25 protein-coding genes are annotated in these 26,053 nt (G+C 71.2%); 8 read left to right on the top strand and 17 right to left on the bottom strand.

Features of this window, described 5'->3' with window-relative positions; genetic code table 11:
- Nucleotides 1-11 precede the first annotated feature (11 nt).
- Nucleotides 12-2,018 carry an acetoacetate--CoA ligase gene (locus KV102_RS08210; protein ID WP_220345884.1) on the top strand — a complete coding sequence of 669 codons (2,007 nt, stop codon included), beginning with the start codon at nt 12-14 and terminating at the stop codon, nt 2,016-2,018.
- 169 nt (nt 2,019-2,187) lie between these two features.
- Here KV102_RS08210 and dinB read toward each other — a convergent pair whose 3' ends face one another.
- Nucleotides 2,188-3,378 carry a DNA polymerase IV gene (gene dinB, locus KV102_RS08205; protein ID WP_220345883.1) on the bottom strand — a complete coding sequence of 397 codons (1,191 nt, stop codon included), beginning with the start codon at nt 3,376-3,378 and terminating at the stop codon, nt 2,188-2,190.
- A 136-nt stretch (nt 3,379-3,514) separates the two neighbouring features.
- On the opposite strand from dinB, the gene KV102_RS08200 reads away from it, so the two are divergent.
- A complete protein-coding gene (locus tag KV102_RS08200; protein ID WP_220345882.1) occupies nt 3,515-4,300 on the top strand; it encodes a glycerophosphodiester phosphodiesterase family protein in 786 nt (261 codons plus the stop codon).
- Between the two features lie 15 nt (nt 4,301-4,315).
- On the opposite strand, the gene KV102_RS08195 is transcribed toward KV102_RS08200, so the two are convergent.
- The 5 genes from KV102_RS08195 to KV102_RS08175 all read right to left on the bottom strand — a co-directional run bounded on the left by KV102_RS08195 (nt 4,316) and on the right by KV102_RS08175 (nt 8,682).
- Nucleotides 4,316-4,879 (bottom strand): DUF1707 domain-containing protein, encoded by a 564-nt coding sequence (locus tag KV102_RS08195; RefSeq protein ID WP_220345881.1) that lies wholly within the window; start codon nt 4,877-4,879, stop codon nt 4,316-4,318.
- A complete protein-coding gene (locus tag KV102_RS08190) occupies nt 4,876-5,415 on the bottom strand; it encodes a GNAT family N-acetyltransferase (RefSeq protein WP_220345880.1) in 540 nt (179 codons plus the stop codon). The genes KV102_RS08195 and KV102_RS08190 overlap by 4 nt, the downstream gene beginning before the upstream one ends.
- A 1-nt stretch (nt 5,416) precedes the next feature.
- Nucleotides 5,417-6,454: an aspartate-semialdehyde dehydrogenase gene (locus KV102_RS08185; protein ID WP_220345879.1), complete on the bottom strand. Its 1,038-nt coding sequence runs from the start codon at nt 6,452-6,454 to the stop codon at nt 5,417-5,419.
- Nucleotides 6,455-6,473: 19 nt separating this feature from the next.
- Entirely contained in the window at nt 6,474-7,790 is a 1,317-nt protein-coding gene (locus tag KV102_RS08180) for an aspartate kinase (protein WP_220343125.1), read from the bottom strand.
- A 109-nt stretch (nt 7,791-7,899) separates the two neighbouring features.
- Nucleotides 7,900-8,682, bottom strand: coding sequence for a TetR/AcrR family transcriptional regulator (locus KV102_RS08175; RefSeq protein ID WP_220345878.1), 783 nt, complete (start codon nt 8,680-8,682; stop codon nt 7,900-7,902).
- Nucleotides 8,683-8,749: 67 nt separating this feature from the next.
- Here KV102_RS08175 and KV102_RS08170 point away from each other — a divergent pair, with 67 nt between their 5' ends.
- Complete coding sequence (locus KV102_RS08170) at nt 8,750-9,691, top strand: ATP-binding cassette domain-containing protein (protein ID WP_220345877.1); 942 nt, start codon at nt 8,750-8,752, stop codon at nt 9,689-9,691.
- Nucleotides 9,688-10,464 carry an ABC transporter permease gene (locus tag KV102_RS08165; protein WP_220345876.1) on the top strand — a complete coding sequence of 259 codons (777 nt, stop codon included), beginning with the start codon at nt 9,688-9,690 and terminating at the stop codon, nt 10,462-10,464. The genes KV102_RS08170 and KV102_RS08165 overlap by 4 nt, the downstream gene beginning before the upstream one ends.
- Before the next feature lie 20 nt (nt 10,465-10,484).
- Here KV102_RS08165 and KV102_RS08160 read toward each other — a convergent pair whose 3' ends face one another.
- From KV102_RS08160 to KV102_RS08110, 11 genes are all read right to left on the bottom strand, one after another.
- Complete coding sequence (locus tag KV102_RS08160) at nt 10,485-11,105, bottom strand: TetR/AcrR family transcriptional regulator (protein WP_220343121.1); 621 nt, start codon at nt 11,103-11,105, stop codon at nt 10,485-10,487.
- The gene (locus tag KV102_RS08155; RefSeq protein WP_220345875.1) at nt 11,102-11,728 is read right to left on the bottom strand and encodes a DUF2867 domain-containing protein; all 627 of its coding nucleotides are present in this window, start codon (nt 11,726-11,728) and stop codon (nt 11,102-11,104) included. The genes KV102_RS08160 and KV102_RS08155 overlap by 4 nt, the downstream gene beginning before the upstream one ends.
- A 28-nt stretch (nt 11,729-11,756) precedes the next feature.
- Complete coding sequence (locus tag KV102_RS08150; protein WP_220345874.1) at nt 11,757-13,760, bottom strand: MFS transporter; 2,004 nt, start codon at nt 13,758-13,760, stop codon at nt 11,757-11,759.
- A gap of 69 nt (nt 13,761-13,829) precedes the next feature.
- Nucleotides 13,830-15,890, bottom strand: a complete 2,061-nt coding sequence (locus KV102_RS08145) for a prolyl oligopeptidase family protein (protein ID WP_220345873.1) — start codon at nt 15,888-15,890, stop codon at nt 13,830-13,832.
- A 91-nt stretch (nt 15,891-15,981) separates the two neighbouring features.
- Nucleotides 15,982-16,551: a DUF5063 domain-containing protein gene (locus KV102_RS08140; protein WP_220345872.1), complete on the bottom strand. Its 570-nt coding sequence runs from the start codon at nt 16,549-16,551 to the stop codon at nt 15,982-15,984.
- Nucleotides 16,552-16,573: 22 nt separating this feature from the next.
- Nucleotides 16,574-17,170, bottom strand: coding sequence for a recombination mediator RecR (gene recR / locus KV102_RS08135; RefSeq protein ID WP_220343114.1), 597 nt, complete (start codon nt 17,168-17,170; stop codon nt 16,574-16,576).
- A 4-nt stretch (nt 17,171-17,174) separates the two neighbouring features.
- The gene (locus KV102_RS08130; RefSeq protein ID WP_308290262.1) at nt 17,175-17,606 is read right to left on the bottom strand and encodes a YbaB/EbfC family nucleoid-associated protein; all 432 of its coding nucleotides are present in this window, start codon (nt 17,604-17,606) and stop codon (nt 17,175-17,177) included.
- An 8-nt stretch (nt 17,607-17,614) separates the two neighbouring features.
- Entirely contained in the window at nt 17,615-18,061 is a 447-nt protein-coding gene (locus KV102_RS08125) for a hypothetical protein (RefSeq protein ID WP_220345871.1), read from the bottom strand.
- Entirely contained in the window at nt 18,058-20,205 is a 2,148-nt protein-coding gene (locus KV102_RS08120; protein ID WP_220345870.1) for an MMPL family transporter, read from the bottom strand. The genes KV102_RS08125 and KV102_RS08120 overlap by 4 nt, the downstream gene beginning before the upstream one ends.
- A gap of 129 nt (nt 20,206-20,334) precedes the next feature.
- Nucleotides 20,335-20,985, bottom strand: coding sequence for a response regulator transcription factor (locus KV102_RS08115; RefSeq protein WP_220345869.1), 651 nt, complete (start codon nt 20,983-20,985; stop codon nt 20,335-20,337).
- The gene (locus tag KV102_RS08110) at nt 20,982-22,121 is read right to left on the bottom strand and encodes a sensor histidine kinase (RefSeq protein WP_220345868.1); all 1,140 of its coding nucleotides are present in this window, start codon (nt 22,119-22,121) and stop codon (nt 20,982-20,984) included. The genes KV102_RS08115 and KV102_RS08110 overlap by 4 nt, the downstream gene beginning before the upstream one ends.
- 154 nt (nt 22,122-22,275) lie before the next feature.
- Between KV102_RS08110 and KV102_RS08105 the strand changes: the two genes are divergently transcribed.
- The 4 genes from KV102_RS08105 to KV102_RS08090 are packed head-to-tail and all read left to right on the top strand — an operon-like array spanning nt 22,276 to nt 26,030.
- Nucleotides 22,276-24,126, top strand: a complete 1,851-nt coding sequence (locus tag KV102_RS08105) for a hypothetical protein (protein WP_220343109.1) — start codon at nt 22,276-22,278, stop codon at nt 24,124-24,126.
- Between the two features lies 1 nt (nt 24,127).
- The gene (locus KV102_RS08100; RefSeq protein ID WP_220343108.1) at nt 24,128-24,337 is read left to right on the top strand and encodes a hypothetical protein; all 210 of its coding nucleotides are present in this window, start codon (nt 24,128-24,130) and stop codon (nt 24,335-24,337) included.
- A complete protein-coding gene (locus KV102_RS08095) occupies nt 24,334-24,699 on the top strand; it encodes a hypothetical protein (protein WP_220343107.1) in 366 nt (121 codons plus the stop codon). The genes KV102_RS08100 and KV102_RS08095 overlap by 4 nt, the downstream gene beginning before the upstream one ends.
- On the top strand, nt 24,696-26,030 hold the full coding sequence (locus tag KV102_RS08090) for a hypothetical protein (RefSeq protein WP_220345867.1): 1,335 nt from the start codon (nt 24,696-24,698) through the stop codon (nt 26,028-26,030). Before KV102_RS08095 ends, KV102_RS08090 begins: the two co-directional genes overlap by 4 nt.
- Nucleotides 26,031-26,053: the final 23 nt, after the last annotated feature.

Below are 26,053 nucleotides of genomic sequence, written 5' to 3'. Positions count from 1 at the left end.
AGGGTGTCGCCATGTTCACACCGCAGGTGACGCACGAGGTCCTCTGGGAGCCCGCGCCCGACGCGCGCCGTACGACGCGCATCGGCGCCTTCATGGACTGGGCCGAGTCCCACGGAGGTCCGCCGCTCGCCGACGCCCGCGCCCTGCACGCCTGGTCGGTCGACGACCAGGACGCGTTCTGGCGTTCGATCTGGACGTACTTCGCGATCCCCGGGACGGTCGACGGCGCGGAGGATGACCCGGCCGTCGCGCTCGTGCCCGCCGCCGACGGCGCGCCGCCGGTGCCTGGCCGTACGTGGTTCCCCGGCGTCGCGCTGAACTACGCCGAGGCCATGCTGCAGATGCCCGGACGGGCCGACGACGATGTCGTCGTAGTCGCACGGTCGCAGTCGCGCGACGACGTGACGTACACGGCGGCCGAGCTGAGAGACGCGGTCGCTCGGGCACGAACGGGCCTCGTACGCCTCGGGATCACCCGCGGCGACAGGGTGGTGGCGTACGCCCCCAACGTGCCCGAGACGCTCGTCCTGCTGCTCGCCGCAGCGAGCCTCGGCGCGATCTTCTCGTCCTGCGCACCCGAGTTCGGGACGCGGAGCGTGATCGACCGCTGGGGGCAGATCGAGCCGACCGTGATGCTCGCGGTCGACGGCTACCGCTACGGCACGAAGGCGGTCGACCGGCGCGACGAGGTCGCCGCGATCCGGGCGGCGCTGCCGTCGTTGCGCGCGACGGTGTGGCTGCCGTACCTCGACCCGGAGGCGGCGGCACCCGCCGACTCCGTGACGTGGGCGGACCTGGTGGCGGAGCCGGCCGAGCTCGCGTTCGACCGCGTACCGTTCGACCACCCCCTCTATCTGCTGTTCTCGTCCGGCACGACCGGACTGCCCAAGCCGATCGTCCACGGCCACGGCGGCATCACCGTCGAGCACACGAAGTCCGTGGCGCTCGAGCTCGGCCTCGGCCCGGAGGACGTCTTCTTCTGGTTCTCCACCACCGGCTGGATGATGTGGAACCTGCTCGTCTCGGGGCTGCTGTCGGGCGCGACCGTCGTGATGTACGACGGCAACCTCGCGCACCCCGACCTCGGGTCGTTGTGGCGGATGAGCGACGAGCTCGGCATCACCTACTTCGGGACGAGCGCGCCGTTCCTGCTCCAGTGCCGCAAGGAGGGGCTGGTGCCGAAGGACGTCGCCGACCTGTCGCGGCTGCGCGGTGTCGGGTCGACGGGCGCGCCGCTGCCGGTCGAGGGGTTTCGGTGGGTGTACGAGGCGGTCGGGGGCGACGTCCACCTCGGCTCGCTCTCCGGCGGCACGGACGTGTGCACCGGGTTCGTGGGCGCGAACCCGATGCTCCCCGTGTACGCCGGCGAGATCTCCGGGCCCAACCTGGGCGTCGCCATCGCCGCGTACGACATCGACGGCCGCCCGGTCGTCGACGAGCTCGGGGAGCTCGTGATCACCGAGCCGATGCCGTCCATGCCGATCGGGTTCTGGGGTGACGACGACGGATCGCGCTACCACGCCGCGTACTTCGAGGACTTCCCCGGCGTCTGGCGTCACGGTGACTGGATCACGATCCGCGCCGACGGCTCGTGCACGATCACGGGGCGCAGCGACGCGACCCTCAACCGCGGCGGGGTGCGCCTCGGGACGGCCGAGTTCTACTCCGTGGTCGAGGGCTTGGACGAGGTCACCGACAGTCTCGTCGTACACCTGGAGGACGCCGAGGGTGGCGCCGGGGAGCTGCTGCTCTTCGTCGTACTGGCCGAGGGACTGGAGCTGGACGAGGCGATGCAGCGCACCATCGCCGGCGCCCTGCGTTCGCAGCTGTCGCCGCGGCACGTGCCGGACGTGATCCACCAGGTGCCCGGGGTGCCGCGCACGCTGTCGGGCAAGAAGCTCGAGGTGCCGGTGAAGAAGATCCTGCGCGGGACGGCGATCGACGACGCGGCCGCCCGCGGTGCGTTGCAGAACCCGGAGACCCTCGAGGCGTACGAAGGCCTGCGCGGCGACGCCTGACCCCGCCCCTTCCCTTCCGCTCGCGGGTCACTCTCTGGCGCCCGCGGGTCAGTCCCTGGCGCCCGCGGGTCAGTCCCGGTGACCCGCGAGCGCACGACAGTGACCCGGGAACACCCGACGGTGACCCGCGAGCGGAAGAGAGTGACCCGCGAGCGGAGGAAGGGAGGGGTCAGTCGGGGAGGGTCGGCATCGCGAGGCCTTCGCCGCGCCGTACGAGCGAGCCCCGCAGGACCGCCGACGAGCCGTACCGTTCCCGCACGTCGTCGAGCGCCAGATCGAGCGTCGCCGTGTCGGGCTCCCCGAACGGCAGCTCGAGCTGGACGCCCGTGTCGGCATCGAACCCGCTCACGGCCACGCCGACCAGCGTGCACCCACGCTCGGCGATCATCGGCGCAGCCATGTCGAGCAACGACCGCGCCACGAGCAGCAGCCGCTCGGTCCGCGCGGTCGGTCGAGGAAGCGTGTGCGAGCGGGTCGCGCGCGTGAAGTCGTCGAAGCGAAGCCGCAACGTGACCGTCCGCCCCTCTCGCTCCGCCTTGCGCATCCGTCGCGCTACGCGGTCGACGAGACCCGCGAGCGCCGCGTCGATGTCGGACATGGACTTCGGCCGCCGTCCCAGCGCACGCTGCGCCCCGACTGATCGTCGTCGTCTCCCTGTCTCGACGGGACGCGGGTCCTGCCCGTTGGCGAGGGCGTGCAGATGGTACGCCGCCGCCCGACCGACGTACGCCGACAGCGCGTGCGGCGGCACTGCCGCGAGCTCTCCGATCCGCTCGATGCCGCGGGCCCGCAGCTTCGCGCCGGTCTTGGCCCCGACCCCCCACATCCGCTCGACCGGCAGCGGATGCAGGAACGCCTGCTCACCGTCGACCGGCACGACGAGCAAGCCGTCGGGCTTGGCGTGGGCGCTGGCGATCTTGGCGAGGAACTTGGTGCGCGCGATCCCGACCGTGATCGGCAGCCCGACCTCGTCGCGGACCCGTGCGCGCAGCCGAGCCCCGATCGACTCCGGTGACCCGACGAGCCGCGCCAGCCCACCGACCTCGAGGAACGCCTCGTCGATCGAGATCGGGTCGACCAGCGGGGTGGTGTCGCGGAACAGCTCGAAGACGGCCTTGCTGGCGGCCGAGTACGCCTCGAAGCGTGGCGACGCCACGATCGCGCCCGGGCACAGGGACTTGGCCTCGACGATGCCCATCGGTGTCCGCACGCCGTACGCCTTGGCCTCGTAGCTCGCGGCGACGACCACACCCCCGCCGACGAGGACCGGCCGGCCGCGGAGGGAAGGGTCGTCGCGCTGCTCGACCGACGCGAAGAACGAGTCGAGGTCGGCGTGGAGGATGGTGGCGTCGCCGTTCACCGCCCTCCCACCACAGCATCGATCGAACGCATGTTCGTATCCTACGCCGCCAACTCGGACAACACCTCAGCGTCCGTTCACCCCGTGTCCACCTCGTTCTCGCCCGCGCTCCATCGGTCCGGACGACGCTCGCAGCATGAACGAGCAGATCACCACGATGCGCCGCCCGCGCGTGGTCGCCCACCGGGGCGCCCACGCCGTCGCGCCGGAGAACACGCTCGCCGCTGTCGCCGCAGCAGTGGCGATCGGCGTCGACGCGGTCGAGATCGACGTCCAGTCCACCCGGGACGGCACGCCCGTCGTCGTCCACGACCCGACGCTCGCGCGCACCACCGACGTCGCTCGGCGCCACCCCGGTCGCGCCCACGACCCCGTCTGGACCTTCACCGACGACGAGGTACGGCGCCTCGACGCAGGCTCCGGGCGTGGTGCCGCGTTCGCCGGAGAGCCGGTCCCGACGCTGGAGCAGGTGCTCGACGCGCTCCGCGCCACCGGCGTCGCGCTCCTCGCCGAGATCAAGAACCCCGAGACGCAACCCCGGCTCGTCGGCGCGGTCGCGGAGGTCCTGCGCTGCTTCTCGCCCGGGGTGTCGGTGACGGCGCAGAGCTTCCACGCACCAGCGCTCCGGGAGCTCGGGCGCCTGCTTCCGGAGGTCCCGCGCGGGCTCCTGGTCCACTCCACGCCCCGTCAGCCCAGGCTCGAGGCCTGGGCTGACGCCGTCAACCCCTGGCACGGAGCGGTCACCTCGGCGTACGTCCGTCGTGCCCAGCTCGCGGGGCTCGAGACCTACGTCTGGACGGCCAACGCGCCGGCGGCGATCCTGCGGGCGGCCGATGCCGGGGTCGAGGGCATCATCACCGACCGCCCGCAGCGGGCGCTGGACCTGCTCCGTACGCGGGTCGACGCGTCAGCGTCGGTGTGAGGCACAGGCACCCGATCAGGAGCCCGGAAGCTCCTTGCGCTCCTGCTTGCGCGCCTTGCGCTCGAGCTTCGCGCGCTCCTTCTCGATGTATTTCTCCCGGCTCGCCGTCGTCTCGATGGAGTCGGCGAACGCGATCACCGCGACGATGATCGGCCACGGGAAGTGAGGGTCGAACCCGCCGCCGGCGAGGCTGATCGCCAGCCAGATGCCGGTGCAGATCAGGGTGATCGTCACGGCCTCGACCCACGAGTCACGACGCTTGCGCTCGTACGCCTTCACCGCGGCACGCTGAAGGTCCGGGGTGTCGCCACGGCGCACCGGGGGCGCCGCGGCTCCGCTGGTGGGAACAAGGTCCTGCATCAGCGGGAGGAAGTCACCGTACGTACGCGCCCGGACTGCCTCGTCCGCACGCTCGTCGTACTCCTCACGGGTGAGCCGTCCGTCGGAGAAGGCCTCGCCGAGGACGTCGGTCAGGACGGCGCGGTCGACGTCACCGGTGCGCAGGGCCGAGACCGCAGGGTCACGCGGATCTCGAGAGAAGCGGCTCCAGGGATCTCCGGTCGGACTGATCTCGCTCACGTGGCCGATCGTTCCACATCGCGGGGGCGCGGTGCGCCCGCGGTCGGAAGGACGAACCGGTGGGCCTCGAACACCGGCCCGTCGTCGCCGAACCAGCGGGCCGCATACGGCCCGAGAGGGGTCCAGCCCCGGCCGGCGTAGAGCGTCCGCGCCGCCTCGTTGTGCGCGACGACCTCGAGAGCCAGAGGCCGCCTTGCCTCCCGGGCGTACGACTCGACGGCGTCCAGCAGCGATCGGGCGGCTCCCGTGCCCCTCGCGGCCGGGTCCACGAAGAACCGGGCGAGCGTCAGCGCCTCGGCCGGACCGACCCCGAGCGCCTCGGCCGCGACCGGGTCGGCGCCGGACTGCAGGGCCACCTGACCGACCACCGCTCCGTCGAGCTCGGCCACCCAGGCAGGGCCGTCGGGCTCGAGGATCCACCCGGGCTCGACGTGCGCGCCGACGATGGGATAGCGGTCGTGCTCGTGCACGACCGCCAGCACCGCCACGAGCGCGTCGACGTCCCTGGGGTCGCGAGGCCGGACGACGACCGGCACGTCAGCGTGCCGCGATCAGCTCAGCGATCTGGATGGTGTTGAGAGCCGCGCCCTTGCGCAGGTTGTCGTTGCTGACGAAGAGCACGAGACCGCGCTCACCGTCGACGCTGGAGTCCTGGCGGATCCGTCCGACGAGGCTCGGGTCGGCACCGGCGGCCTGCAGCGGCGTCGGCACGTCGACGAGCTGAACCCCGGGCGCCTCGGCGAGAAGCGCCCGCGCCCGGCCGGGGGTGATCGCGTCGGCGAACTCCACGTTGAGCGACAGGGAGTGGCCGGTGAACACCGGCACGCGCACGCACGTGCCGGACACGCGCAGGTCGGGGAGGCCCAGGATCTTGCGCGACTCGTTGCGCAGCTTCTGCTCCTCGTCTGTCTCCTCGCTGCCGTCGTCCACGACCGAGCCGGCCATCGGCAGCACGTTGAACGCGATCGGAGCGACGTACTTCTGCGGCTCGGGGAAGTCCAGCGCCGAGCCGTCGTAGGTCAGCGCGCGAGCACCGGCGACGACCTTCTCGGCCTGCGTCGCGAGCTCCTCGACGCCACCGAGTCCCGACCCCGACACGGCCTGGTAGGTGCTGGCCACGAGACGCACCAGTCCCGCCTCGTCGTGCAGCGGCTTCAGCACCGGCATCGCGGCCATCGTGGTGCAGTTCGGGTTGGCGATGATGCCCTTGACCGCCTGCTCGATGGCCTCCGGGTTGACCTCGGAGACGACCAGCGGAACCTCGGGGTCCTTGCGCCAGGCCGACGAGTTGTCGATGACCGTCACCCCGGCCGCGGCGAAGCGCGGTGCCTGGACCCGCGACATGGTGGCACCGGCCGAGAACACGGCCACATCGAGGCCCGTCGGGTCGGCGGTCGCCGTGTCCTCGACGACGACGTCGCGTCCGGCGAAGGACAGCGTCGTGCCCGCCGAGCGCGCCGAGGCGAAGAAGCGGATCTCGTCGATCGGGAACGCGCGCTCCTGGAGCAGCGTGCGCATCACGCCGCCGACCTGGCCGGTCGCGCCGACGACGCCGATCTTCAGTCCGTGGGCCATGGTGGTGTGCTCCTCGTGCCTAGCGACCGGTGCCGCCGTAGACGACGGCCTCGACCTCGTGGGAGTCCAGGTCGAACGCGCGGTGCGCGGCGGTGACCGCGTCGTCGATCTGCTGCTCGTTGACGACGACCGAGATCCGGATCTCGGAGGTCGAGATCATCTCGATGTTGACGCCGGCGTCGGCGATCGCCTTGAAGAACCGCGCCGAGATGCCGGGGTTGGTGCGCATCCCCGCGCCGACGAGCGAGATCTTGCCGACCCCGTCGTCGTACTGCAGCTGGGCGTAGCCGACCTCGTCCTTGAGCCGTGCCAGCGCCGTCATCGCGGTCTGACCGTCGGCGCGCGGCAGCGTGAAGGAGATGTCGGTCAGGCCCGTCGAGGCGGCGGAGACGTTCTGGACGATCATGTCCAGGTTGATCTGCGCCTCCGCGAGCACCTCGAAGATGCGCGCCGCCTCGCCCACCTTGTCGGGGACCCCGACGACGGTGATCTTGGCCTCGCTGCGATCGTGCGCAACGCCGGAGATGATCGCTTGCTCCATCACGGGAGCCTCCCCATCGACTTCGTTCGTGAGTTCCGTGGACAACAGCTCCGCCATCCGCTCCGCGCTGACCACCCAGGTCCCCTGCTTGGTGGAGAAGGACGAGCGGACGTGGATGGGCATGTTGTTGCGGCGCGCGTACTCGACGCAGCGCAGGTGCAGGATCTTGGCGCCGTTGGCCGTCATCTCCAGCGTCTCCTCGTACGAGATGACCGGGATGCGGCGGGCTGCGGGGACGATGCGCGGGTCGGCGGTGAAGATGCCGTCGACGTCGGTGTAGATCTCGCAGACGTCCGCCTCGAGCGCGGCGGCGAGGGCGACCGCGGTGGTGTCGGACCCGCCGCGGCCGAGGGTCGTGATGTTCTTGCTGTCGTGCGAGACGCCCTGGAAGCCCGCGACGATCGCGACGGCGTCCTCCTCGATCGCCCGGCGGATCCTCCCGGGCGTGACGTCGATGATCTTGGCCCTGCCGTGCGCCGAGTCGGTGATCACGCCGGCCTGGGACCCCGTGAAGGACTGCGCCTGCTGGCCGAGGTTGCCGATCGCCATCGCGAGCAGCGCCATCGAGATCCGCTCGCCCGCGGTGAGCAGCATGTCGAGCTCGCGGCCGTCGGGCAGGGGCGAGACCTCGTGGGCGAGGTCGAGGAGCTCGTCGGTCGTGTCGCCCATCGCGGAGACGACCACGACGACGTCGTTGCCCGCCTTCTTGGTGGCGACGATGCGCTGCGCGACGCGCTTGATGCTGGCGGCGTCGGACACCGACGAGCCGCCGTACTTCTGGACGACAATGCCCACGGACGTTCCTCGTCTGCCTCGGAGTCTGGTGGTTGGACGCCACGCTGCGTCCTCGTCAGTCTAACCGGGCACGTCACCGGGTTTTCCCGCGTCTCGGGGACGGGGCGTCTCACGGCGCGGGGCGCTGACCTTCGCGGCGCTCGATGAGGGCGGCGATCCCGTCGAGGAGGAGGTCGAGACCGAAGCCGAAGCTCGCCTCGCCGTACTCCTCATAGCCGGCCTCGCCGACGGCAGGCATCGGCGAGAGGGTCGCGGCGAGACGGGCGAGGTTCGGGAAGGTCTCCGGGTCGGCGAGGACGGCGAGGACGTTCTCGAACGCCACGACGGGCTTGCCTGCGGCGCGTCGACGGGCCGCCGCGGTCGCCTCCTCGTACGCCATCCGCGCCTCGGCGAGGGAGTAGGCGCTGATCGCGCCGACCGCCTGCAGCTTCTCCGCGTCGGAGAGCGGCGTGCCGGACAGCGCGTCGAGGCCGCGCTCGAGCCACGCGAAGGCGCTCGGTCCCATCGGCGGGTTGCTCATCGGCATCTGCGCGAGCCACGGGTGGCCCGTCAGCATCTGCTGCTGGAGGGTGGCCCACGACTGCATGCGCTCCCGCCACCCGTCGCCGGTCAGCTCGACCCGCTGCGCCACGGACGCGCTCTCGTTCCACATGAGCGAGAGCAGCTCGTCCTTGTTGGCGACGTGGCGATAGAGCGCCATCGTCGAGAATCCGAGCTGCTTGGCGACGCGCGCCATCGACACGGCGTTGAGGCCGTCGGTGTCGGCGATCTCGACGGCCGCGGCGACGATCGCGCTCGCGTCGAGCTCCGGACGTGGTCCTCGACGACCGCCGGAGCGCCTGCCCCAGAGCAGGGCGAGCTCGTCCGGGAGCTGCATCTCGTCCTGGGCCATCCGACCTCCTCGTCGGCCTTACGATAAGGCCTTGCTCCTTCTGTGTATCACGTATACGGTTTTGCGTATGACATACACAGTGGAGGTCGAAGGCCTCACCAAGAGCTACGGCTCCACCGACGTCCTGCGCGGTGTCGACCTGGCTGTCGAGACCGGGACGGTGCTCGCCCTGCTCGGCACGAACGGCGCCGGGAAGACCACGCTGGTGCGGGTCCTTGCGACGCTCATCGGGTACGACGGCGGCAGCGCCCGCGTCGCCGGCCGCGACGTCGCGCGGGAGGCGCACGCCGTCCGCAACGCCATCAGCCTCACAGGCCAGTACGCCGCCGTGGACGAGGTCCTCACCGCCCGGGAGAACCTCACGATGGTGGCGCGCCTGCGGCGCTTGCCCCGTCCAGACAGCGCCGCGCGCGTCGACGACGTGGTCGAGCGCTTCGACCTCACCGCGATCGCCGACCGCCGCGCGTCGACCTACTCCGGCGGCCAGCGGCGTCGGCTCGACCTCGCGATGAGCATGGTCGTGCCCCCGACGCTGCTCTTCCTCGACGAGCCGACGACCGGGCTCGACCCGCGCAGCCGCGACCAGGTCTGGGCGACGGTGCGGGAGCTGGCCGACACGGGTGTGACGGTCCTGCTCACCACGCAGCACCTCGAGGAAGCCGACCGGCTCGCTGACCGCGTCGCCGTCCTGGACGGTGGTCGGGTCGTGGCCGACGGCACACCGGAGGAGCTGAAGGCCCAGGTCTCCGGCGAGATCCTGCGACTCTCCTACGGCGATGCCCGGACCTACGAGACCGCGCTCGCCAGTGTGCGTACGCCCGAGGTCACCGCCGACCCCGTCCTCCTCACCGTCGACGTCCCCACCGACGCAGCCCCAGAGTCGGTGTGCCGGGTGCTCGCCGAGCTCGCGGCCGCGGGCGCACCCCCACGCCGGGTCGACATGCACGCACCGAGCCTCGACGACGTCTTCCGTACCCTCACCGCACCGAGCCTGGAGGCCCGCCCATGAGCACCGCCACGACCCCCCGCGCCAGCCTCGTTCTCGACTCGCAGGTGATGGTCCGCCGAAGCCTGGTGACGACCCTGCGCAACCCCGAGGCGTTCTTCACCGCACTGGCTCTGCCGGTTGCGCTGATGCTGCTGTTCGTCTACGTGTTCGGGGGCGCCCTGTCGACCGACGGTGCGTACGTCGACTACGTCGTGCCCGGGATCATCCTGCTCTGCGCCGGGTTCGGGGCGGGAACGACGGCCGCTGCGGTCGCGCACGACATGACCAACGGCATCATCGACCGGTTCCGTTCGATGCCGATCGCCGCCGGGTCGGTGATCGTGGGTCACGTCGTCGCCAGCGTGGCCCGCAACGCCGTCGCGACCACCCTCGTCATCGGGGTCGCGCTGCTCGTCGGGTGGCGGCCGAGTGGCGGACCCGTCGCATGGCTGGCAGCGATCGGCGCTCTCACGGTCTTCGTCCTCGCGATCTCGTGGCTCGCCGCGACAGTCGGGCTGATCGCGCGGACTCCAGAGTCCGCGAACGCTTTCACGATGGTCCTCGCGTTCCTGCCCTACGTCAGCACGGCGTTCGTGCCCGCGGACACGCTGCCGCCCGCGCTGCGCGGGTTTGCCGAGAACCAGCCGATGACGCCGATGATCGAGACGCTGCGTGGGCTGTGGATGGGAACGCCGATCGGCGACCACGGCTGGTGGGCTCTCGGGTGGTGCGGCGTGATCCTCGTCGGGGCGGCGGTGTGCTCCGCGCGCCTGTTCCGACGCCGTACGGCGTGACGCGGACGTGCGCGGCAGCCTCAGTCCACGGGTGGGGACGGGACTCCGAGGACGCCCTGCACGGCGCGTTCAACCAACTCGACGTCGTGCGGCGCGCTCCTGGCGAGCTCGATGCCGACCGACTCCAAGATCGCCAGGAAGGCCCGGGCCGTCAGCCGGGGTGGGGGTCCGGCCGGGATCGAGCCGTCTCGGCGCCCTGCCCGCACCAGATCGGCGCACTCGGCCTCGAGCCGGTCGTAGGTCGTCTCCATCGCGCGCCCGACGGGGTGGTCCTGACCGGTGAGCTCGACTCGCAGCGTGAGCATGACTCGTGCACGGTCGTGACCGCGACAGTACGCGGCGTGGCGCCGGGCCATCGTGAGCAGAACCGCGAGGGGGTCGCCCTCGTCGAGACTCGGTCGTCGCACCTCCGCGTCCCACGTCTCGGCGACCCACTCCACAACGGCGAGGGCGAGCTCCTCCTTGTTGGCGAAGAGGTGGTAGAGCGCGCCGCGGGTGTAGCCCGCGTCCTTGGCCACCTGCTCCAGGACCAGGTTGGCGTAGCCGTACGTGGACAGGCCCCGCGCCGCCGCGACGAGCAGGGACCACCGAGTCCGCTCACGACGGTCGGCCTGCGTACGCCGCGCGACGGACCCGCTCACGACGCCGCAGGAGTCGGGCCGACGAGGCGCTCCCGCTCCAGCCACGCGCGCTCCCACTTGCGGGTCAGGGCGGGATAGACGATCAGGTAGCGGAACGGCTTGATCGCCACCATGTAGATCCGCCCGAAGACACCGTTGGGCTTGACGAGGGCTGCCATCCTCAGCTCGTACTCGCCGTCGCCGTTCGGCACCCAGCCAAGGTGACACAGGTCGTGGACGGTCTTGTTGGCCAGCTCGATGACGCACTCGTCGGGGAGCTCGTAGACCATCGTGAACGGCGTGTTGGGGACCGGGTCGCCGGCCGCCTCCTGGATCAGGTCCGACGGGAGCCGGTCACGGAGCGTGTCGACCCGAGAGGCGAGTCCCTGGTCGGACGAGTCCCAACCGAGCATCGCGCCGAGCCGCCAGCGGACCGCGAAGAGGAAGCGGACGAGCGGAGGGTTCTCGTTGAGCCCGCCGGCGGCACGCAAGGCGGCGAGCATGACCGGAAAGTCGTCTGGTCCGGCGCCGGGAGTGCGGTAGGACCAGACGTCCTCGAGCCGGAAGTCGGGCGCGATGTCGTGGATCCTCCACGGCCGCCCGGCGTGCTCGACGTCGGCGACCCTGCCGGTGCGTATCCCCATGCGCGCAACATACATACACGTACGTATGTTAGTCAACCGTCGACCGGTCCTCCGAGAGCAGGTCCTCCGTCAGCTGGTCGACCAGCTGATCGATCTCCGGCTCCTGGTCCCACCCCTTGATGTAGTGCTGGAGGCGCTCCCGCTCGTTGGCCCGGATCGTCTCGGCTGCGGCGTCGCCAGCGGCGGTCGAGGTGACCGTGCCGGCGTCGACGGTCACGAACCCGCGTCGCGCGAGGGAGTCGGCGACCCGTTGCACCGCCTCGGGAGGACGCCCGGACCGCTCGGCCATGGTCGCGATGGACCGAGGTCCCTTGAGAGACGCACGCGTCACCATCCAGCACTCCTCCGGCGTGAGCCCGAGATCGAGGTCGCCGACGAGCGCCTGGTAGATCCGCAGCGGGTCCTGGCGACCGACGCGCCGCCAGAGGTGGAGCCGGAGCTCCTCGAGCGAGGTCCGGCTCGACGGCAGCGCGAACGACTGACCGGCGGAGCCGCCCACGTCCTGGGCCCCGGTCGTGCGCCGCAGCGGGAGCTCGGGGATCAGCCAGGCGAGGAGGAACGCGAGCAGCGCCACCGGCACGGCGGCGAGGAAGACGACATGGATCGCGTCCGCGTAGCCGTCGAGGAACCAGTTCTGCACCTGCGGTGGGCACTCCCTGAGCCCGAGAGCCGACTCCTTGAGCACGTCGCCCGAGCAGCGTCCGGTGGCGTCGGCAGGGGTGTCGCGCCCGAGGGCGTCGGCCAGGGAGCGGGTGAGGACCGCACCGAACGCGGCGACACCCACGGAGCTGCCGATCGTACGGAAGAACGTGGCTCCCGAGGTCGCGGTCCCGAGGTCGCGGTAGGCGACGGCGTTCTGCACCGCGAGCACCAGCACCTGGGTGACCATGCCGAGACCGAGACCCAGGACGAACATGCTGCCCGAGGACTCGAGCGTGGTCGTGTCCCGGCCCATCAGAGAGAGCAGGAACAGTCCCAGCGCGGTGATCGCCGTCCCGAGGATGGGGAACACCTTGTAGCGACCCGTCTTGGTGATGAGGTGGCCGCTGCCGATCGAGGTCAGGAGGAGCCCGACCATCATCGGCAGCATCTCCAGCCCGGACTCGGTCGGTGACGAGCCCTTGATCTGCTGCAGGTAGAGCGGAAGGTAGGTGATCGCTCCGAACATCGCGAAGCCGATGACGAACCCGACCAGCGACGTCGTCGTGAACGTGCGGTTCGCGAAGAGCCGCAGCGGCAGGACCGGCTCCGGCGCTCGACGCTCCACGAGCACGAATGCCCCCAGGGCCACGACGCCGATCACCCCCGTGGTCCACACCTCCACCGAGCTCCAGGCCCAGGTCGACCCGCCGAGGCTGGTGATCAGCACGATCGCCGTGGCCACCGTCCCCAGCAGGACCACCCCGGCATAGTCGACGCTCGCGGCGCGATCTGGGCGGATGCGCGGCAGGACGGCCGTCACGACCACCAGCGCGACGGCGCCGAGCGGAAGGTTGATGTAGAAGACCCACTCCCAGGAGAGGTTGTCGACGAAGAACCCACCGAGCAGCGGACCAGCCACGCTGGCCACCCCGAACACCGCCCCGAACGCGCCCTGGTAGCGGCCGCGCTCCCGCGGTGGCACGACGTCGCCGATGATCGCCTGCGACAGCACCATCAGCCCGCCGCCGCCCGCACCCTGCACGGCCCGCCACGCGACGAGCTGTCCCATCGTCTGCGACGTCCCGGCGAGGGCCGACCCGACCAGGAAGATCACGATGCAGGTGATGAAGAGGCTCTTGCGGCCGTACAGGTCCCCGAGCTTGCCCCACAGCATCGTGGTCACCGTCGACGCGAGCATGTACGCCGTCACGACCCAGGACAGGTGCTCGGCACCACCGAGATCCTGGACGATCGTGGGGAGCGCGGTCGACACGATCGTCTGGTCCAGGGCGGCGAGCAACATCGCGAGCATCAGCCCGCCGAAGATCGCCCAGACCTTGCCCCGGGCCAGCGGCTCGGCCTCGTGGGTTTCCTCCGCGTGAGTCGCCATCGTCCCCCCTGTCCTGCGGCGATTCTCGACCAGGGGCGGGGGGTCCGCACCTCCTGAGGTGTCCGGCGTCTAGGAGAGGCGGCTCCAGAGGAACCGGTACGCCAGCGCCGACATGTGCGCGGCCTGCGCGTTGTTGGCGGCGCCGCCGTGGCCGCCCTCGATGTTCTCGTAGTACGTGACGTCTTTGCCGGCCTCCAGCATCTTCGCGGCCATCTTGCGCGCGTGGCCGGGATGGACCCGGTCGTCCTGCGTGGAGGTCGTGAAGAGCACCGGCGGATAGGCCCGGTCGGCGTCGAAGAGGTGGTAGGGCGAGAACGTGGCGAGGAACTCCCAGTCGGCGGAGTCAGGGTCGCCGTACTCCGCGATCCACGACGCCCCCGCGAGCAGCAGGTGGTAGCGCTGCATGTCCAGCAGCGGCACCTGGATGACGACCGCGCCGAACAGCTCGGGGTACTGCGTGAGCATGTTGCCGGCGAGCAGGCCGCCGTTGGATCCGCCCATCGCGCCGAGGTGCTGCGGCGAGGTGATCCTCCGCTCCACCAGGTCTCGCGCCACCGCAGCGAAGTCCTCGTACGCGCGGTGGCGCTGGTCGCGGAGCGCCGCCTGGTGCCACGTCGGGCCGTACTCCCCGCCTCCGCGGATGTTCGCCACGACATACACGCCGCCGTGCTCGAGCCACGCGCGGCCGAGACCACCGGAGTACGAGGGAGTCAGCGAGATCTCGAAGCCGCCGTAGCCGTAGAGCAGCGTCGGGGCGGAGCCGTCGTCCGGGAGGTCGTGCGGGCGGACCACGAAGTAGGGCACGCGCGTGCCGTCGACGGACTCGGCGAAGTGCTGCTCGACGACGAGGCCGTCGGCGTCGAAGAACGATGGCATCGCCTTCAGCGGGACCGGGCGGGCGTTGACGCCCCGTGGGCCGAGGTCGAGCAGCGAGAGCGTGGTAGGCGTCAGATAGTCGGTCGTATAGAGCCACACCGCGTCGTCCTCGTCGGCATCGACCGGTGCGACCTGCAGCGTGCCGAGCTCGGGGACGTGCCGCGCGGCGACCCGGTCCCACTCACCGCCCGGCTCGGCGGGCGGGGTGAGGATCTCGAGGCGGCTTCGTACGTCGGTCATCAGCTCGAGCACCAGCCGGTGGGCGGTGAACACATAACCCGCGAGTGCACTGTCGCCGGTCGGCTCATAGAGGACCGTGAAGTCGCGTGCTCCGTCGAGGAAGCTGCTGAAACCCAGGGCGAGCAGCGATCCAGCGACGTACGTGCGTCCGTCGACGGTCCAGTCGTCGCGGAGCTCGACGAGCATCTGGTCGCGCTTCACGCTGGTCTCGGCGGAGTCGGGCACGTCGAGCTTGGTCAGCACGACCTGACCGTCATCTTCGGTGAGCAGGTAGCGCTCGGCGGTGTAGAACGACGTCGCGCGGACGACCCAGTCGCGCTCGAAGCCCGGCGTGCGGTCATGGAAGGCGCCGATCGACAGATCCTCGTGGGCGCCCTCGAAGACCACCTCGGACTCGGCGAGCGGCTCTCCGCGACGCCAGCGCCGCGCGATCCGCGGATAGCCGGACGCCGTCATCGAGCCCGGCCCGGTGTCGGTCTCGACGAAGACCGTGTCCTCGTCGATCCAGCTCACGTCCCCCTTGGCCTCGGGGCGCACGAAGCCGTCGGTGACCCACGTACGCGACGCGAGGTCGTACTCCCGCGTCACGTCGGCGTCGGAGCCGCCGCGCGACAGCGAGACCAGCGCGCGCATGAAGGCGAGCGGCCCGGTCCGCAGGACGGCGGCGCCGTGCCAGACCCAGTTCTCGTCCTCGGCGTCGGCGAGCGCGTCGAGGTCGAGGACGACATCCCACTCCGGGTCGTCGGTGCGGTACGACGCGAGGGTCGTACGACGCCAGACACCGCGGACGTGCTGGGCGTCGCGCCAGAAGTTGTAGTACCAGTCGCCCGCCTTCGCGATCGGCGGGATCTTGGCGTCGGAGTCGAGGACCTCGAGGATCTGCTTCTCCGTCGTACGGAAGTCGTCACTCGTCTCGAGGCGCTCGGCGGTCTCGGCGTTGCGGGCGCGGACCCAGTCGAGCGCCTTCTCGCCGTCGACGTCCTCGAGCCACAGGTACGGGTCGGTCTGCGTCATGGTTTCGAGCCTAGGCGTACGCCCCAGCGGTCGACCGTGTGGCTCGCTCCGCCTTCTACGAGCCGTCGAGCACGCGTGAGCCGCGGGTGGCTCAGAGCGGATCGAGCGGGGGCTCCTCGGGCGACATCGCGGGGGTCGCGCCGACGATCCGGTCGCGGGCGACGACCGACTGCAGTGCCCGCAGCGCCGAGGTCGTCTCGCCGCCCCACGAGGTGAAGAACGAGAACTGCCACCACCACAGCGCCTCGACCAGACGGCCCGCGCGGGCGTGCTGCATCCCGTGCGCGAGCGCGGCGACCAGGGAGATGACGTCGTCGGAGATCCGGTACGCCGAGGGTTCGGCGGGATCGTCGTAGGGGTCGAAGACCTCGACGTAGGTGTCGAAGCCGTCGAGCACCGTGGCCAGCTCCACCCGGACGTCGTCGAGATCGATGTCGGGGCCGCTGTCGGGCTCGTAGCGGTCCGGGGGAACCATCCTCGGCATCGCGGCCATCCGGGCACCGACGGTGAGCGCCCGGCTCAGCTCGACGAGCAGACCGGCCACCATCTCGTCGCCGTCGGTGATGCCGATCAGGCTGCGAAAGCCCTCCAGCACCACGTCGACGTCCTCGGCGAACCCGTGAGCCACCGCGGCCAGCTCGTCGTCTCTCGTCGTGCTCACGTCGCCCCCTCCGGTGCCGGTGTCAGTCGACCGAGCGACGCCCTTCGAAGGCACGCCCGAGCGTGACCTCGTCGGCGTACTCGAGGTCACCGCCTACGGGTAGTCCACTGGCCAGACGCGTCACCCGCAACCCCAGGGGCTTGAGGAGCCGCGTGAGGTAGGTCGCGGTCGCCTCGCCCTCGAGGTTGGGGTCGGTCGCCAGGATGATCTCCTGGATCGCGCCGTCGGACAGCCGCTGCATGAGCTCCTTGAGGCGCAGGTCGTCGGGACCGACACCCTCGATCGGGGAGATCGCACCGCCGAGGACGTGGTAGCGGCCGCGGAACTCGCGGGTGCGCTCGATCGCGACGACGTCCTTGGACTCCTCCACGACGCACAGGATGGCGGGATCGCGACGTGGGTCGGCGCAGATCCGGCAGGTCTCGGACTCGGCGACGTTGCCGCACGTCGTGCAGAACCGCACCTTGTCCTTGACCTCGGTGAGCACCTCGGCGAAGCGACGGACGTCGACCGGATCGGCGTCGAGCAGATAGAACGCGATGCGCTGCGCGCTCTTGGGCCCGATGCCAGGGAGCCGGCCCAGCTCGTCGATCAGATCCTGGACGACGCCTTCGTACATCGCGTCAGAACCCGAGGGCGCCCGCTGCGCCCCCACCGGGCTCGCCGCCGAGCCCGCCCGCGAACGGGCCGAGCTTCTCGGCCGCGAGCTGCTCGGCCTGGCCGTTGGCGTCACGGACGGCAGCGACGACCATGTCGCCGAGCATCTCGGTGTCCGAGGGATCGACGGCCTCGGGCTTGATCTCCACCGACACGAGCTCGCCGGTGCCGGTCACCGTGGCCTTGACCAGACCGTTGGCGGCCTGGCCGGTGACCTGCAGCCGGCTCAGCTCGTCCTTGGCGGCGAGCAGGTGCTCCTGCATCTGTTGGGCCTGCTGCAGGAGGGCCGACATGTCGGGCATGCCGCCTCCGGGCTGGTTGGGTCCGCCGAAATCATCACCGATCACCGAGACGTCCTCACGTTGGTACGACCGCGGCGTCTCCGCCGCGAAGTGCACTGGCCAGCCTACCGGCGAGAGCGTGCGGACCGGCCGAGGCGGCGCAGCCCGGTCGCGACCAGGCCCGAGACGAGCCCGACCACGGCGCCGGTGACGACGCTGCTCCCCACGGTGACGATTCGCATGATCACCTCCTCGGCCTGTCGCGGAAGCCTTCCCTCCCACGACCCGCCGAGCCGTGGGTCCTCGGCGAGAAGCGAGTCCCACATCAGGTTGTGGCCGATGCCCAGCCCGATCCCGTACACCGTGCCGACGACGAGAAGCGTCGTGACGGGGGACGGGACGCGGGCCCAGAGGGCCACGCCCACCCACACCAGCATCGGTCCGATCGCGAGGAGCGCCGGCCCCCACGCCCCCGTGTCCACGTCGAGGTCGTGCACGACGACCCGTGGGAGCGAGAGCGCCGCGAGCAGGAGGATCGCCCACCACGGCAACCCGAACCGATATCTCGTCATCGGACGCCCCGCGGCCCTCGGGAGGTCTCGATCGTCAGGTGCGGCAGAGCACGGTCCAACCAGCGCGGCAGCCACCAGTTGCGGTCGCCGAGCAGCTCCATCACCGCAGGCACCAGCACGAGCCGCACCAGCGTCGCGTCGATGAAGATCGCGAACGCGAGACCGAACCCGAACAGCTGGAGCTCCCGGCTCGACCCGAGGACGAAGCTCCCGAAGACGCACACCATGATCGCGGCGGCCGCCGAGATGACCCGCGCGGTGCGCGCGAGGCCCTCGGCCACGGCCGTGGCGTTGTCGCCCGTACGGTCGTACTCCTCGCGGACCCGGGACAGGAGGAACACCTCGTAGTCCATCGACAGACCGAAGACGATCGCGATCATCATCATCGGCACCCACGCCTCGACGGGCGCGCTCGCGCCGAGGTCGAGCAGCTCCACGCCCCAGCCCCACTGAAAAACCGCCACCACCGCCCCGAATGCGGCGCCGAGCGACAGCAGGTTGACCAGCACCGCCTTGACGGCGACGGCCAACCCACGGAAGACGAGGACGAGGAGCACCAGCGCGGCACCGAGGACGACGGCGAGGAAGAGCGGAAGACGTTCCGCGGTGTAGTCGGCGAAGTCGACCGCCGCCGCCGTCGCTCCGCCGATCGCGACCTCGAGCCCGCTGTCGTCCACCGCCTGCGGGACCACCTCCTCGCGGAGCGTGTGCACGAGGTCGGTCGTGGCCTCGTCCTGCGGTCCGGTCGTCGGGATCACCTCGAAGAAGGCGACGTCGCCGTCGTCGGAGAGCACCGGCGGTGTGGTGGCCGCGACGCCCGGTGTCGTCTCGAGGGCGTCGGCGAGCGCCTCCACGGCAGCGTCGCCGGCGGGGCCGTCGGCTGCCTGCACCGCGACGAAGAGGGGGCCGTTGGCGCCAGGGCCGAAGCCTTCCGCCACCAGGTCGTACGCCCGCCGTCCGGTGTCGGTCGTCGGGCGCGTGCCGGCATCGGAGAACCCGAGCCGGAGATCGAGAACCGGGAGGGCGAGCAGGACCAGGACGGCGGTCGCCGCGAGGGCCGCCGGCCACGGCCGCCGCTGCACCACACGGCTCCAGCGGCGAGCGAGCCGTCCACCGTCCGACCTCGTACGCCGCCGGTGGACCGAGAGCCGGTCGATCCTCCGTCCGGTGATCGTGAGCATCGCCGGCAGCAGCGTCACGGCGGCCAGCATGGTGACGAGCACCGCTCCGGCGATCCCCAGCGCGACACCCGTGATCACCTTGAGGTCCATGAGGACCAGTCCGAGCGAGGCGATGACCACGGTGACTCCGGCGAAGAGCACGGACCTCCCGGCGGTCGTCTGCGCGATCGTCACGGCCTGCGCCGGATGGGCCCCCGCCGCGAGCGCCTCGCGGTAGCGGGTGACGACGAGCAGGGCGTAGTCGATGCCGACGCCGATGGCGATCATCGCCGCGACGGGTGCGGCGAAGCTCGGCATGTCGACCCACCGGGCACCGAGACCGACGAGAGCCACACCGCTGGCGGCGCCGATGACTCCGACAAGGATCGGCAGGACCATCGCGATGACCGACCCGAAGGCGAAGAGCAGGATGGCGATCGCCGCCAGCACGCCGATCAGCTCGCTCGGCGGCCCGCTCTGATGCCCCTGCTCGGCGCCGAGGCCACCGACCTCCACGGTCAGGCCGTCCGTGGCGGACGAGCCGCGTACCTCGTCCAGGTCGTCCTGGAGCTCGGCGACGGCTTCGGCGTCCTGGGTCGGGAGCCCCACCGTGACGTAGCCGATCGTGCCGTCGGGAGAGAGCTGGTGTGCTCCGTCGGCGGCGAACGGGCTGCCGACCCTCGCGTCGGGCGCCAGCGCCGTGACCTCGTCGACCAGCGACGCCACCTGATCGCGCCCGGCCGGTGTGTCCAGGCCGTCCTCGCGCTGCAGGACGAGCTGCGCCTGGGTGCCCGCGTCCGACGAGAAGCCACCCTTCTCGAGGATCTGGACGGCACGGTCGCTCGGCGAGCCAGGGAGGTCGTAGTCGTCACTGGTCTCACCGCTGAACGCCCCCGACAGGGCCGACAGTGCCACCACGACGACGATCCATCCGGCAACGACGAACCACCGCCCTCGCTGGCAGGCTCGAGCAAGTCTCTCCATGGTGTCCACGTCCTCCGCTGGTGTCCGACAGGTCGTCGGCGCACCACGCTAGGAGCGCGGGAAGCGCGAATCAGTCCCTCAGGAGCGGCAGTCGCGTCGCGTCTGGGCGTACGGGTCTCGGGGTCCCCGTCAGTCGACGAGACCGGCCCGGTGCGCCAGCACGACCAGCTGGGAGCGGTCGCGGGCGTCAAGCTTGGTCAGGAGGCGGCTGACATAGGTGCGCGCTGTCTCCGGGCTCAAGAACAGCGCCGTCCCGATCTCCTCGTTCGTCTGCCCGAGCCCCACCTGGGTGAGCACCTCGACCTCGCGCTCGGTGAGACCCGCGAGCCTCTCCTCACGGGCACGGCGGGTGGGCATCCGCGCGACGCGGTCCATGAGCTGGCGGAGCACCCCGGGCGCGATCTGGGCCTGCCCGTCCGCGGCGCTGCGCACCGCACGCCGCAGCTCGTCGGCGTCGATGTCCTTGAGCAGATAGCCGTTGGCACCCGCGGCGATCGCCTCCACGACGTCGTCCTCGTCGTCGAACGTGGTGAGGACGAGCACCGGCGTCGTGGTGAGGAGCGGGTCGGCGCGCATCGCGCGGATCGCCTCGGTGCCCGACATCACCGGCATCTGCAGGTCCATGAGGACGACGTCGGGCCGCAGCTCACGCGCCTCACGCACGGCCTCCCTGCCGTCACTGGCCTCACCGACGACCGTGACGTCGTCGGTGTTCTCCATGATCGCGCGCAGGCCGTGGCGGAGAAGGACCTGGTCGTCGACGAGCAGCAGCCGGATCACGACGAACCACCGCTCATCACCGGGACCGTCGGGATGGACGCCTCGACCGCCCATCCCTGCGGGCCCGCGTCGACGTCGAGGGTTCCACCGAGTGCGCTGACCCGCTCACGCATCCCGCTGAGGCCGTGCCCGTCCTGGATCTGCGGGCCTGCGGCGGCCGTCCCGTCGTCGACGACGCGGACCCCGAGCAGTCCGGGCTCCTGCATGCCGATCCGGACGCTGATGCTGCGCCCGTTCGAGTGACGCAGCGTGTTCGTGATCGCCTCCTGCACAAGACGGAACGCCGCGGCACCGACCTCGGGCGCCACGTCGATCTGATCGACCTGCACGTCGACGGCGTACCCCGCCGCGGTCGGCGCGACGCCCAGGCTGACGACCTCGTCGAGCCCCGCAGCGGGATCGAACTGTCCCCGCCCCCGGAGGACGGCGACCGTCTGACGCAGGTGCGCGGACGCGTCGGTGATCGAGGATCGGACGAGGTCGAGCGCATCTCGACGCGCGTCCTCGGCGAGCGCCTCGCGAGCGATGTCGGAGTAGAGCGCGGCCACCGAGAGCGAGTGCCCGATCGAGTCGTGCAGCTCGCGCGCGAGCCTCATCCGGTCCTCGCGCACCTGGGCGACGTCGTCGAGCTCGCCCTGGCGGGTCAGCAGCCGCGTGACCTGATCGGTCCTCTGCCGGAGGCGGCGACCGACCCGGACGCTGTGCCCCAGCGCGATGGTCGCGACGATCAGGGCAGCATGGCCGCTGAGCTCGTAGCCGAGGACGAACGACGGACTCTGGCCCTCCAGCAGCCGGAAGCCGGTGGCGGTGACGACGACGAGCACGCTCGTGACGATCGCCGCACGCAGGTGACCCATCTCGGCGGCCGAGTAGAGCGCCGCGGCGATCGGGACGGCGACACCGATCGCGGGGAAGCCGGCCGCGTAGTAGCTGAAGAACCCGAGCGACGTGAGTGCCAGCACCAGCAGCGGGTGGCTGCGTCGTACGAGCATGAGCAGGCCCAGACCGAGAGCCCACAGATAGACGAGCGGGTTGACTGCACCCCCACGGCCCTCGTGGGAGTTCGCGACGACGGCGAGCACGACCGTGACACCGACGCACAGCAGCACGTCGGTCCTCCGTGGGGTGAGGCTCATCACCGTCCCGTCCTCCTCTCACCCCGATGCTAGGGCCGGGCGAGCGATCTCGGTGTCGCCCACGAGCGACGCCTGCGTCTCCTGGGAGCGATTCGTTCGCACCCGCGGTACGTGACCGTTGACATGTGACATCGCCGATGTCACACTCCGTCGCATGGCCGATCTCGGACCGTTCGCCTCCCTTGTCGCCGTTGAGCAGCCACCCGCGGGCGGTGCTGCACTGGACCAGGTCATCGGCATGTCCGTCGCCGCCGTCGTCGTCTCGGCGGCCCTGCTGTGGATCGCGTGGGCGCACCGCACCCGCCGCATCACCTGGCTGCAGCGCTTCGGCGACCGTGCCGAGCAGCGTCTCGGCCGGCCAGGCTGGGTCGCCGTCCCGGGAGCGATGCTCGCCATCGCCCTCGTCACCGCGTTCCTCGGCTTCATCTGGGACGTCAGCCTGCACGCGGGAGTCGGACGCGACGAGGGCCCGCTGGCCAACCCGGCGCACTACCTCATCCTCGTCGGCCTCTTCCTGACCTTCGTCGCCGGCGCGACTGCGATGGTGCTGCCCCTCGACGAGGTGCCTGGCCCCGCCGCCGTGAAGATCACCCGCGCCTGGCACGTCCCGGTCGGCGGGCTCCTGGTGGCCGGCGCCGGACTGTACGCCCTGATCGGCTTCCCGCTCGACGACATCTGGCACCGCATCTTCGGTCAGGACGTGACGCTCTGGGGTCCGACCCACATCATGCTCATCGGGGGTGCCGGCCTGTCGTTGATCGGCATCATCATCCTGCTCCGCGAGGGCGACCTCGCGCAGGGCAAGGTCACTGCGCCGCTGCGGGAGCTCCGGGTGCGCATCTCGTACACCGCCGCGTTCGGCGGGCTCCTGATCGGCCTGTCGGTCTTCCAGGTCGAGTACGACTTCGGCATCCAGCAGTTCCGCCAGCCGCTGCACCCCATGATGATCGCGGCGGCCGCCGGGCTCGCCCTCGTCGCGGCACGGCGCGTCCTCGGCAGGGGCGGCGCCGTCCTCGCCGTGCTCTTCTACCTCGCCGTGCGCATCGGCACCGCGGTGATCGTCGGGCCTGTCCTCGGCGAGGCGTACAACGTCTTCCCGCTCTACCTGGGCACCGCGGTCGTCATCGAGGTGCTCGCTCTTGTCGCGCCGCTCTACCGGCGTCGCCTGCTGTTCGGCGCGGTCGCCGGTCTCGCGCTCTCCACCGTGGGTCTCGCGCTCGAGGGTCTCTGGGTGGAGGCTGCGTTCGTCCTTCCGTGGACGAGCGACATGTGGCTCGAAGGACTCCTCATGTCGGTCCCGGTGGGCGTGCTCGCCGGGATGGCCGGGGCACTGTTCGGGACCGCGCTCACCACCGGCGAGATCCCTGGCAAGGCCGTGTGCCGCACCATCATCGTGGCCGGCATCGTCGCGGTCGCGGTGTCACTGGGCAACGGGCTGTACGCGACCGTCCCCGACGCGACCGCGAGCGTCGAGCTCACCGACGTCGACGCAGACCCGGCGAGCCGTACGGTCGAGGCGCGTGTCACGTTCGACCCGGCCGACCTCCCCAGCGACGACCCGACCTGGGTCCAGATCACGGCGTGGCAGGGCGGTGGCGACGGCGTCGTCGTCGACCGGCTCCGTGAGACCTCGCCCGGAGTCTGGGAGACGACCAGGCCGATCCCGGTCCACGGCACCTGGAAGACGCTGATCCGCGTCTCCGACGACCGCATCCTCGCCGCGGTCCCGATCTGGCTGCCCGCCGACGCGGCGATTGATGCGGAGGAGCTCGCGGCGCCGTCCGCGTTCACGCGCGCGTTCGTCCCGGAGAGCTCGATCCTCCAGCGCGAGAAGAGCGCCGACCACCCGACGTGGCTCTGGAACGCCGCCTGCACCGTCGTTGCGATCTGCTCGCTGCTGCTGCTGTGGGCACTGGCGTGGGGTGCGGCCCGCGTCGCACGAGCCACCCCGCGCGGCACGACCGCCGACCGGCACGCCGACGACCGCCCGCCCGCCCGCGTCTGACATGCCTCCCGACGCCGTCCTGCTCGCCCACCACCCCCTGTTGCTCACGATCCCGGCCTTCGTCCCGGCGATCGCGATCACGGTGGTCGTGCTCGTAGTCGCCCGGCGCGACCGCGTCGCTGAGGCGCGCGAGCGCGCCCAGCAGGAGGAGGCCGCGCGCGACAGCGCCGATCCGACCGTCACCACCGACCAGGAAGACGACGACCGATGACCCCACCCCGTACGCTCATCGCGCTCGCCCTCGCCGGCCTGCTCACGCTCACCGGGTGTGCCCAGGACCCGCCGGTCGTGGACGGGGACGCCGACGCGCCGATCTCGATCCAGGTGCGCATCGCGGACGGCAAGGTCAGCCCGCTCGGCACCTCGTACGCGGCGGAGGTCGGTCAGTCGATCGTCCTCGACGTCACCTCCGACACCGACGACGAGCTGCACCTGCACGCCGAGCCCGAGGAGACCTTCGCCGTCACGCCCGGCACGCACCGGTTCGAGTTCGCGGTCGAGGTCCCGGGCAGCGTCTCGCTGGAGTCCCACCACGTCGGAGGGACGATCGCCACCATCGACGTCAGTCCATGATCCTCGCCCACGGGGTCGGAGGATCGACCGATCTCCCCGTACCCCTGGAGTACGCGATGGTCGGCGCCGCGTGGGCGCTGACCATCTCCTTCGCCGTCCTCGCGCTCGCGTGGCGACGTCCCCGCCTCGACCCGAGCTCGCCCGGGGTCGCCTTCCCGCAGTGGATGACCCGGGTGGTCGACAGCAGTGTCACTCGTGCCGTCCTCGGCCTGGTCGGCGTCGGCTTCACCGCCTGGGTCGCCCTCGCAGCGTTCGGAGGCGACCCCGGTCCCACCAACGGCGCACCCGGTGCCTTCTACGTGCTGCTGTGGGTCGGCATCGTCCCGCTGTCGTTGCTGTGCGGCCACGTCTGGGCATTCCTCTCGCCCGTGCGCGCGCTGCACGGCGCCGTCTGCTGGGCGCTGCGGCGCGACCCGGCCACCGGTGTGTGGACCTACCCGGCGCGCCTCGGCTACTGGCCGGCGGCGCTCGGCCTGCTCGCGTTCGTCTGGACCGAGCTGGCCTCGCCGGACCCCGGCGCGCTGGCGACCGTACGGGTGTGGCTGGTCGGCTACGTCGCGTACGGGGTGCTCGGCGGGATTGCCTTCGGGCGGCGGTGGTTCGAGCGGGCGGACCCGTTCGACGTGTACGCCGCGTTCGTCGCCGCCCTGTCTCCGCTCGGGCGGCGCTCGCCCGACGACCGTCGGATCGTGGCCCGCAACCCGCTGTCCAACCTCGCCGGCCTCCCCGTCGACCGCGGGATCGTGGCCGTCGTCGCAGTGCTGCTCGGCTCGACCGCGTTCGACTCCGCGACCGGGACGCCGTGGTGGATGACCGAGGTCCAGACCTGGTACGCGGGGTCGGCAGCGCTCGCGGTGGCGTACAAGACGCTCGGGCTCCTCACGGCGGTGCTGCTCGTCGCGCTCGTCTTCGTGCTGGCCACCCGCGCCGCCCGTGGGCTGACCCCGCTGCAGCGGCGCGCGATGCCGGGAGAGCTCGCGCACTCGCTGGTCCCGATCGTGGTCGGATACGTCGGCGCGCACTACCTGTCGTACCTCGTCGAGAAGGGGCAGCGCACCGTCATCGCCCTCGCCGACCCGCTCGACCGCGGGTGGGACCTGCTCGGTCTCGGCGGCCTGCAGCCCTCGTACTGGCTGTCCGAGCACCCGCACCTGCTCGCCGTCCTCAAGGTCGGGCTCGTCCTGACCGGCCACGTCCTCGGCGTGGTCGCCGCGCACGACCGCTGCCTCCGTCTCCTGCCGCGTGCCCACGAGCTCACGGGCCAGCTCGCGCTGATGCTGGTGATGGTCGGCTACACGTTCCTCGGGCTGTTCCTGCTGTTCGCGGGGTGAGGGCGGCTGAGGAGGGAGGTGCC

This window comes from Mumia sp. zg.B53, assembly GCF_019550935.1.
Lineage (GTDB): Bacteria > Actinomycetota > Actinomycetes > Propionibacteriales > Nocardioidaceae > Mumia.
The sequence above is the reverse complement of the archived record's forward strand: the minus strand, read 5'-3'. Positions and strand labels throughout refer to the sequence as shown.

Excerpts from the sequence above, each read along its gene's own strand:
- KV102_RS08185 (WP_220345879.1), bottom strand. The coding sequence starts at position 6,454 with ATGGCCCACGGACTGAAGATCGGCGTCGTCGGCGCGACCGGCCAGGTC.
- KV102_RS08110 (WP_220345868.1), bottom strand. The coding sequence starts at position 22,121 with ATGAGCCTCACCCCACGGAGGACCGACGTGCTGCTGTGCGTCGGTGTC.
- recR (WP_220343114.1), bottom strand. The coding sequence starts at position 17,170 with ATGTACGAAGGCGTCGTCCAGGATCTGATCGACGAGCTGGGCCGGCTC.
- KV102_RS08150 (WP_220345874.1), bottom strand. The coding sequence starts at position 13,760 with ATGGCGACTCACGCGGAGGAAACCCACGAGGCCGAGCCGCTGGCCCGG.
- KV102_RS08175 (WP_220345878.1), bottom strand. The coding sequence starts at position 8,682 with ATGGCCCAGGACGAGATGCAGCTCCCGGACGAGCTCGCCCTGCTCTGG.
- KV102_RS08090 (WP_220345867.1), top strand. The coding sequence starts at position 24,696 with ATGATCCTCGCCCACGGGGTCGGAGGATCGACCGATCTCCCCGTACCC.
- KV102_RS08100 (WP_220343108.1), top strand. The coding sequence starts at position 24,128 with ATGCCTCCCGACGCCGTCCTGCTCGCCCACCACCCCCTGTTGCTCACG.
- KV102_RS08165 (WP_220345876.1), top strand. The coding sequence starts at position 9,688 with ATGAGCACCGCCACGACCCCCCGCGCCAGCCTCGTTCTCGACTCGCAG.
- KV102_RS08155 (WP_220345875.1), bottom strand. The coding sequence starts at position 11,728 with ATGGGGATACGCACCGGCAGGGTCGCCGACGTCGAGCACGCCGGGCGG.
- KV102_RS08200 (WP_220345882.1), top strand. The coding sequence starts at position 3,515 with ATGAACGAGCAGATCACCACGATGCGCCGCCCGCGCGTGGTCGCCCAC.
- KV102_RS08170 (WP_220345877.1), top strand. The coding sequence starts at position 8,750 with ATGACATACACAGTGGAGGTCGAAGGCCTCACCAAGAGCTACGGCTCC.
- KV102_RS08095 (WP_220343107.1), top strand. The coding sequence starts at position 24,334 with ATGACCCCACCCCGTACGCTCATCGCGCTCGCCCTCGCCGGCCTGCTC.
- KV102_RS08210 (WP_220345884.1), top strand. The coding sequence starts at position 12 with ATGTTCACACCGCAGGTGACGCACGAGGTCCTCTGGGAGCCCGCGCCC.
- KV102_RS08125 (WP_220345871.1), bottom strand. The coding sequence starts at position 18,061 with ATGACGAGATATCGGTTCGGGTTGCCGTGGTGGGCGATCCTCCTGCTC.
- KV102_RS08105 (WP_220343109.1), top strand. The coding sequence starts at position 22,276 with ATGGCCGATCTCGGACCGTTCGCCTCCCTTGTCGCCGTTGAGCAGCCA.
- KV102_RS08120 (WP_220345870.1), bottom strand. The coding sequence starts at position 20,205 with ATGGAGAGACTTGCTCGAGCCTGCCAGCGAGGGCGGTGGTTCGTCGTT.
- KV102_RS08145 (WP_220345873.1), bottom strand. The coding sequence starts at position 15,890 with ATGACGCAGACCGACCCGTACCTGTGGCTCGAGGACGTCGACGGCGAG.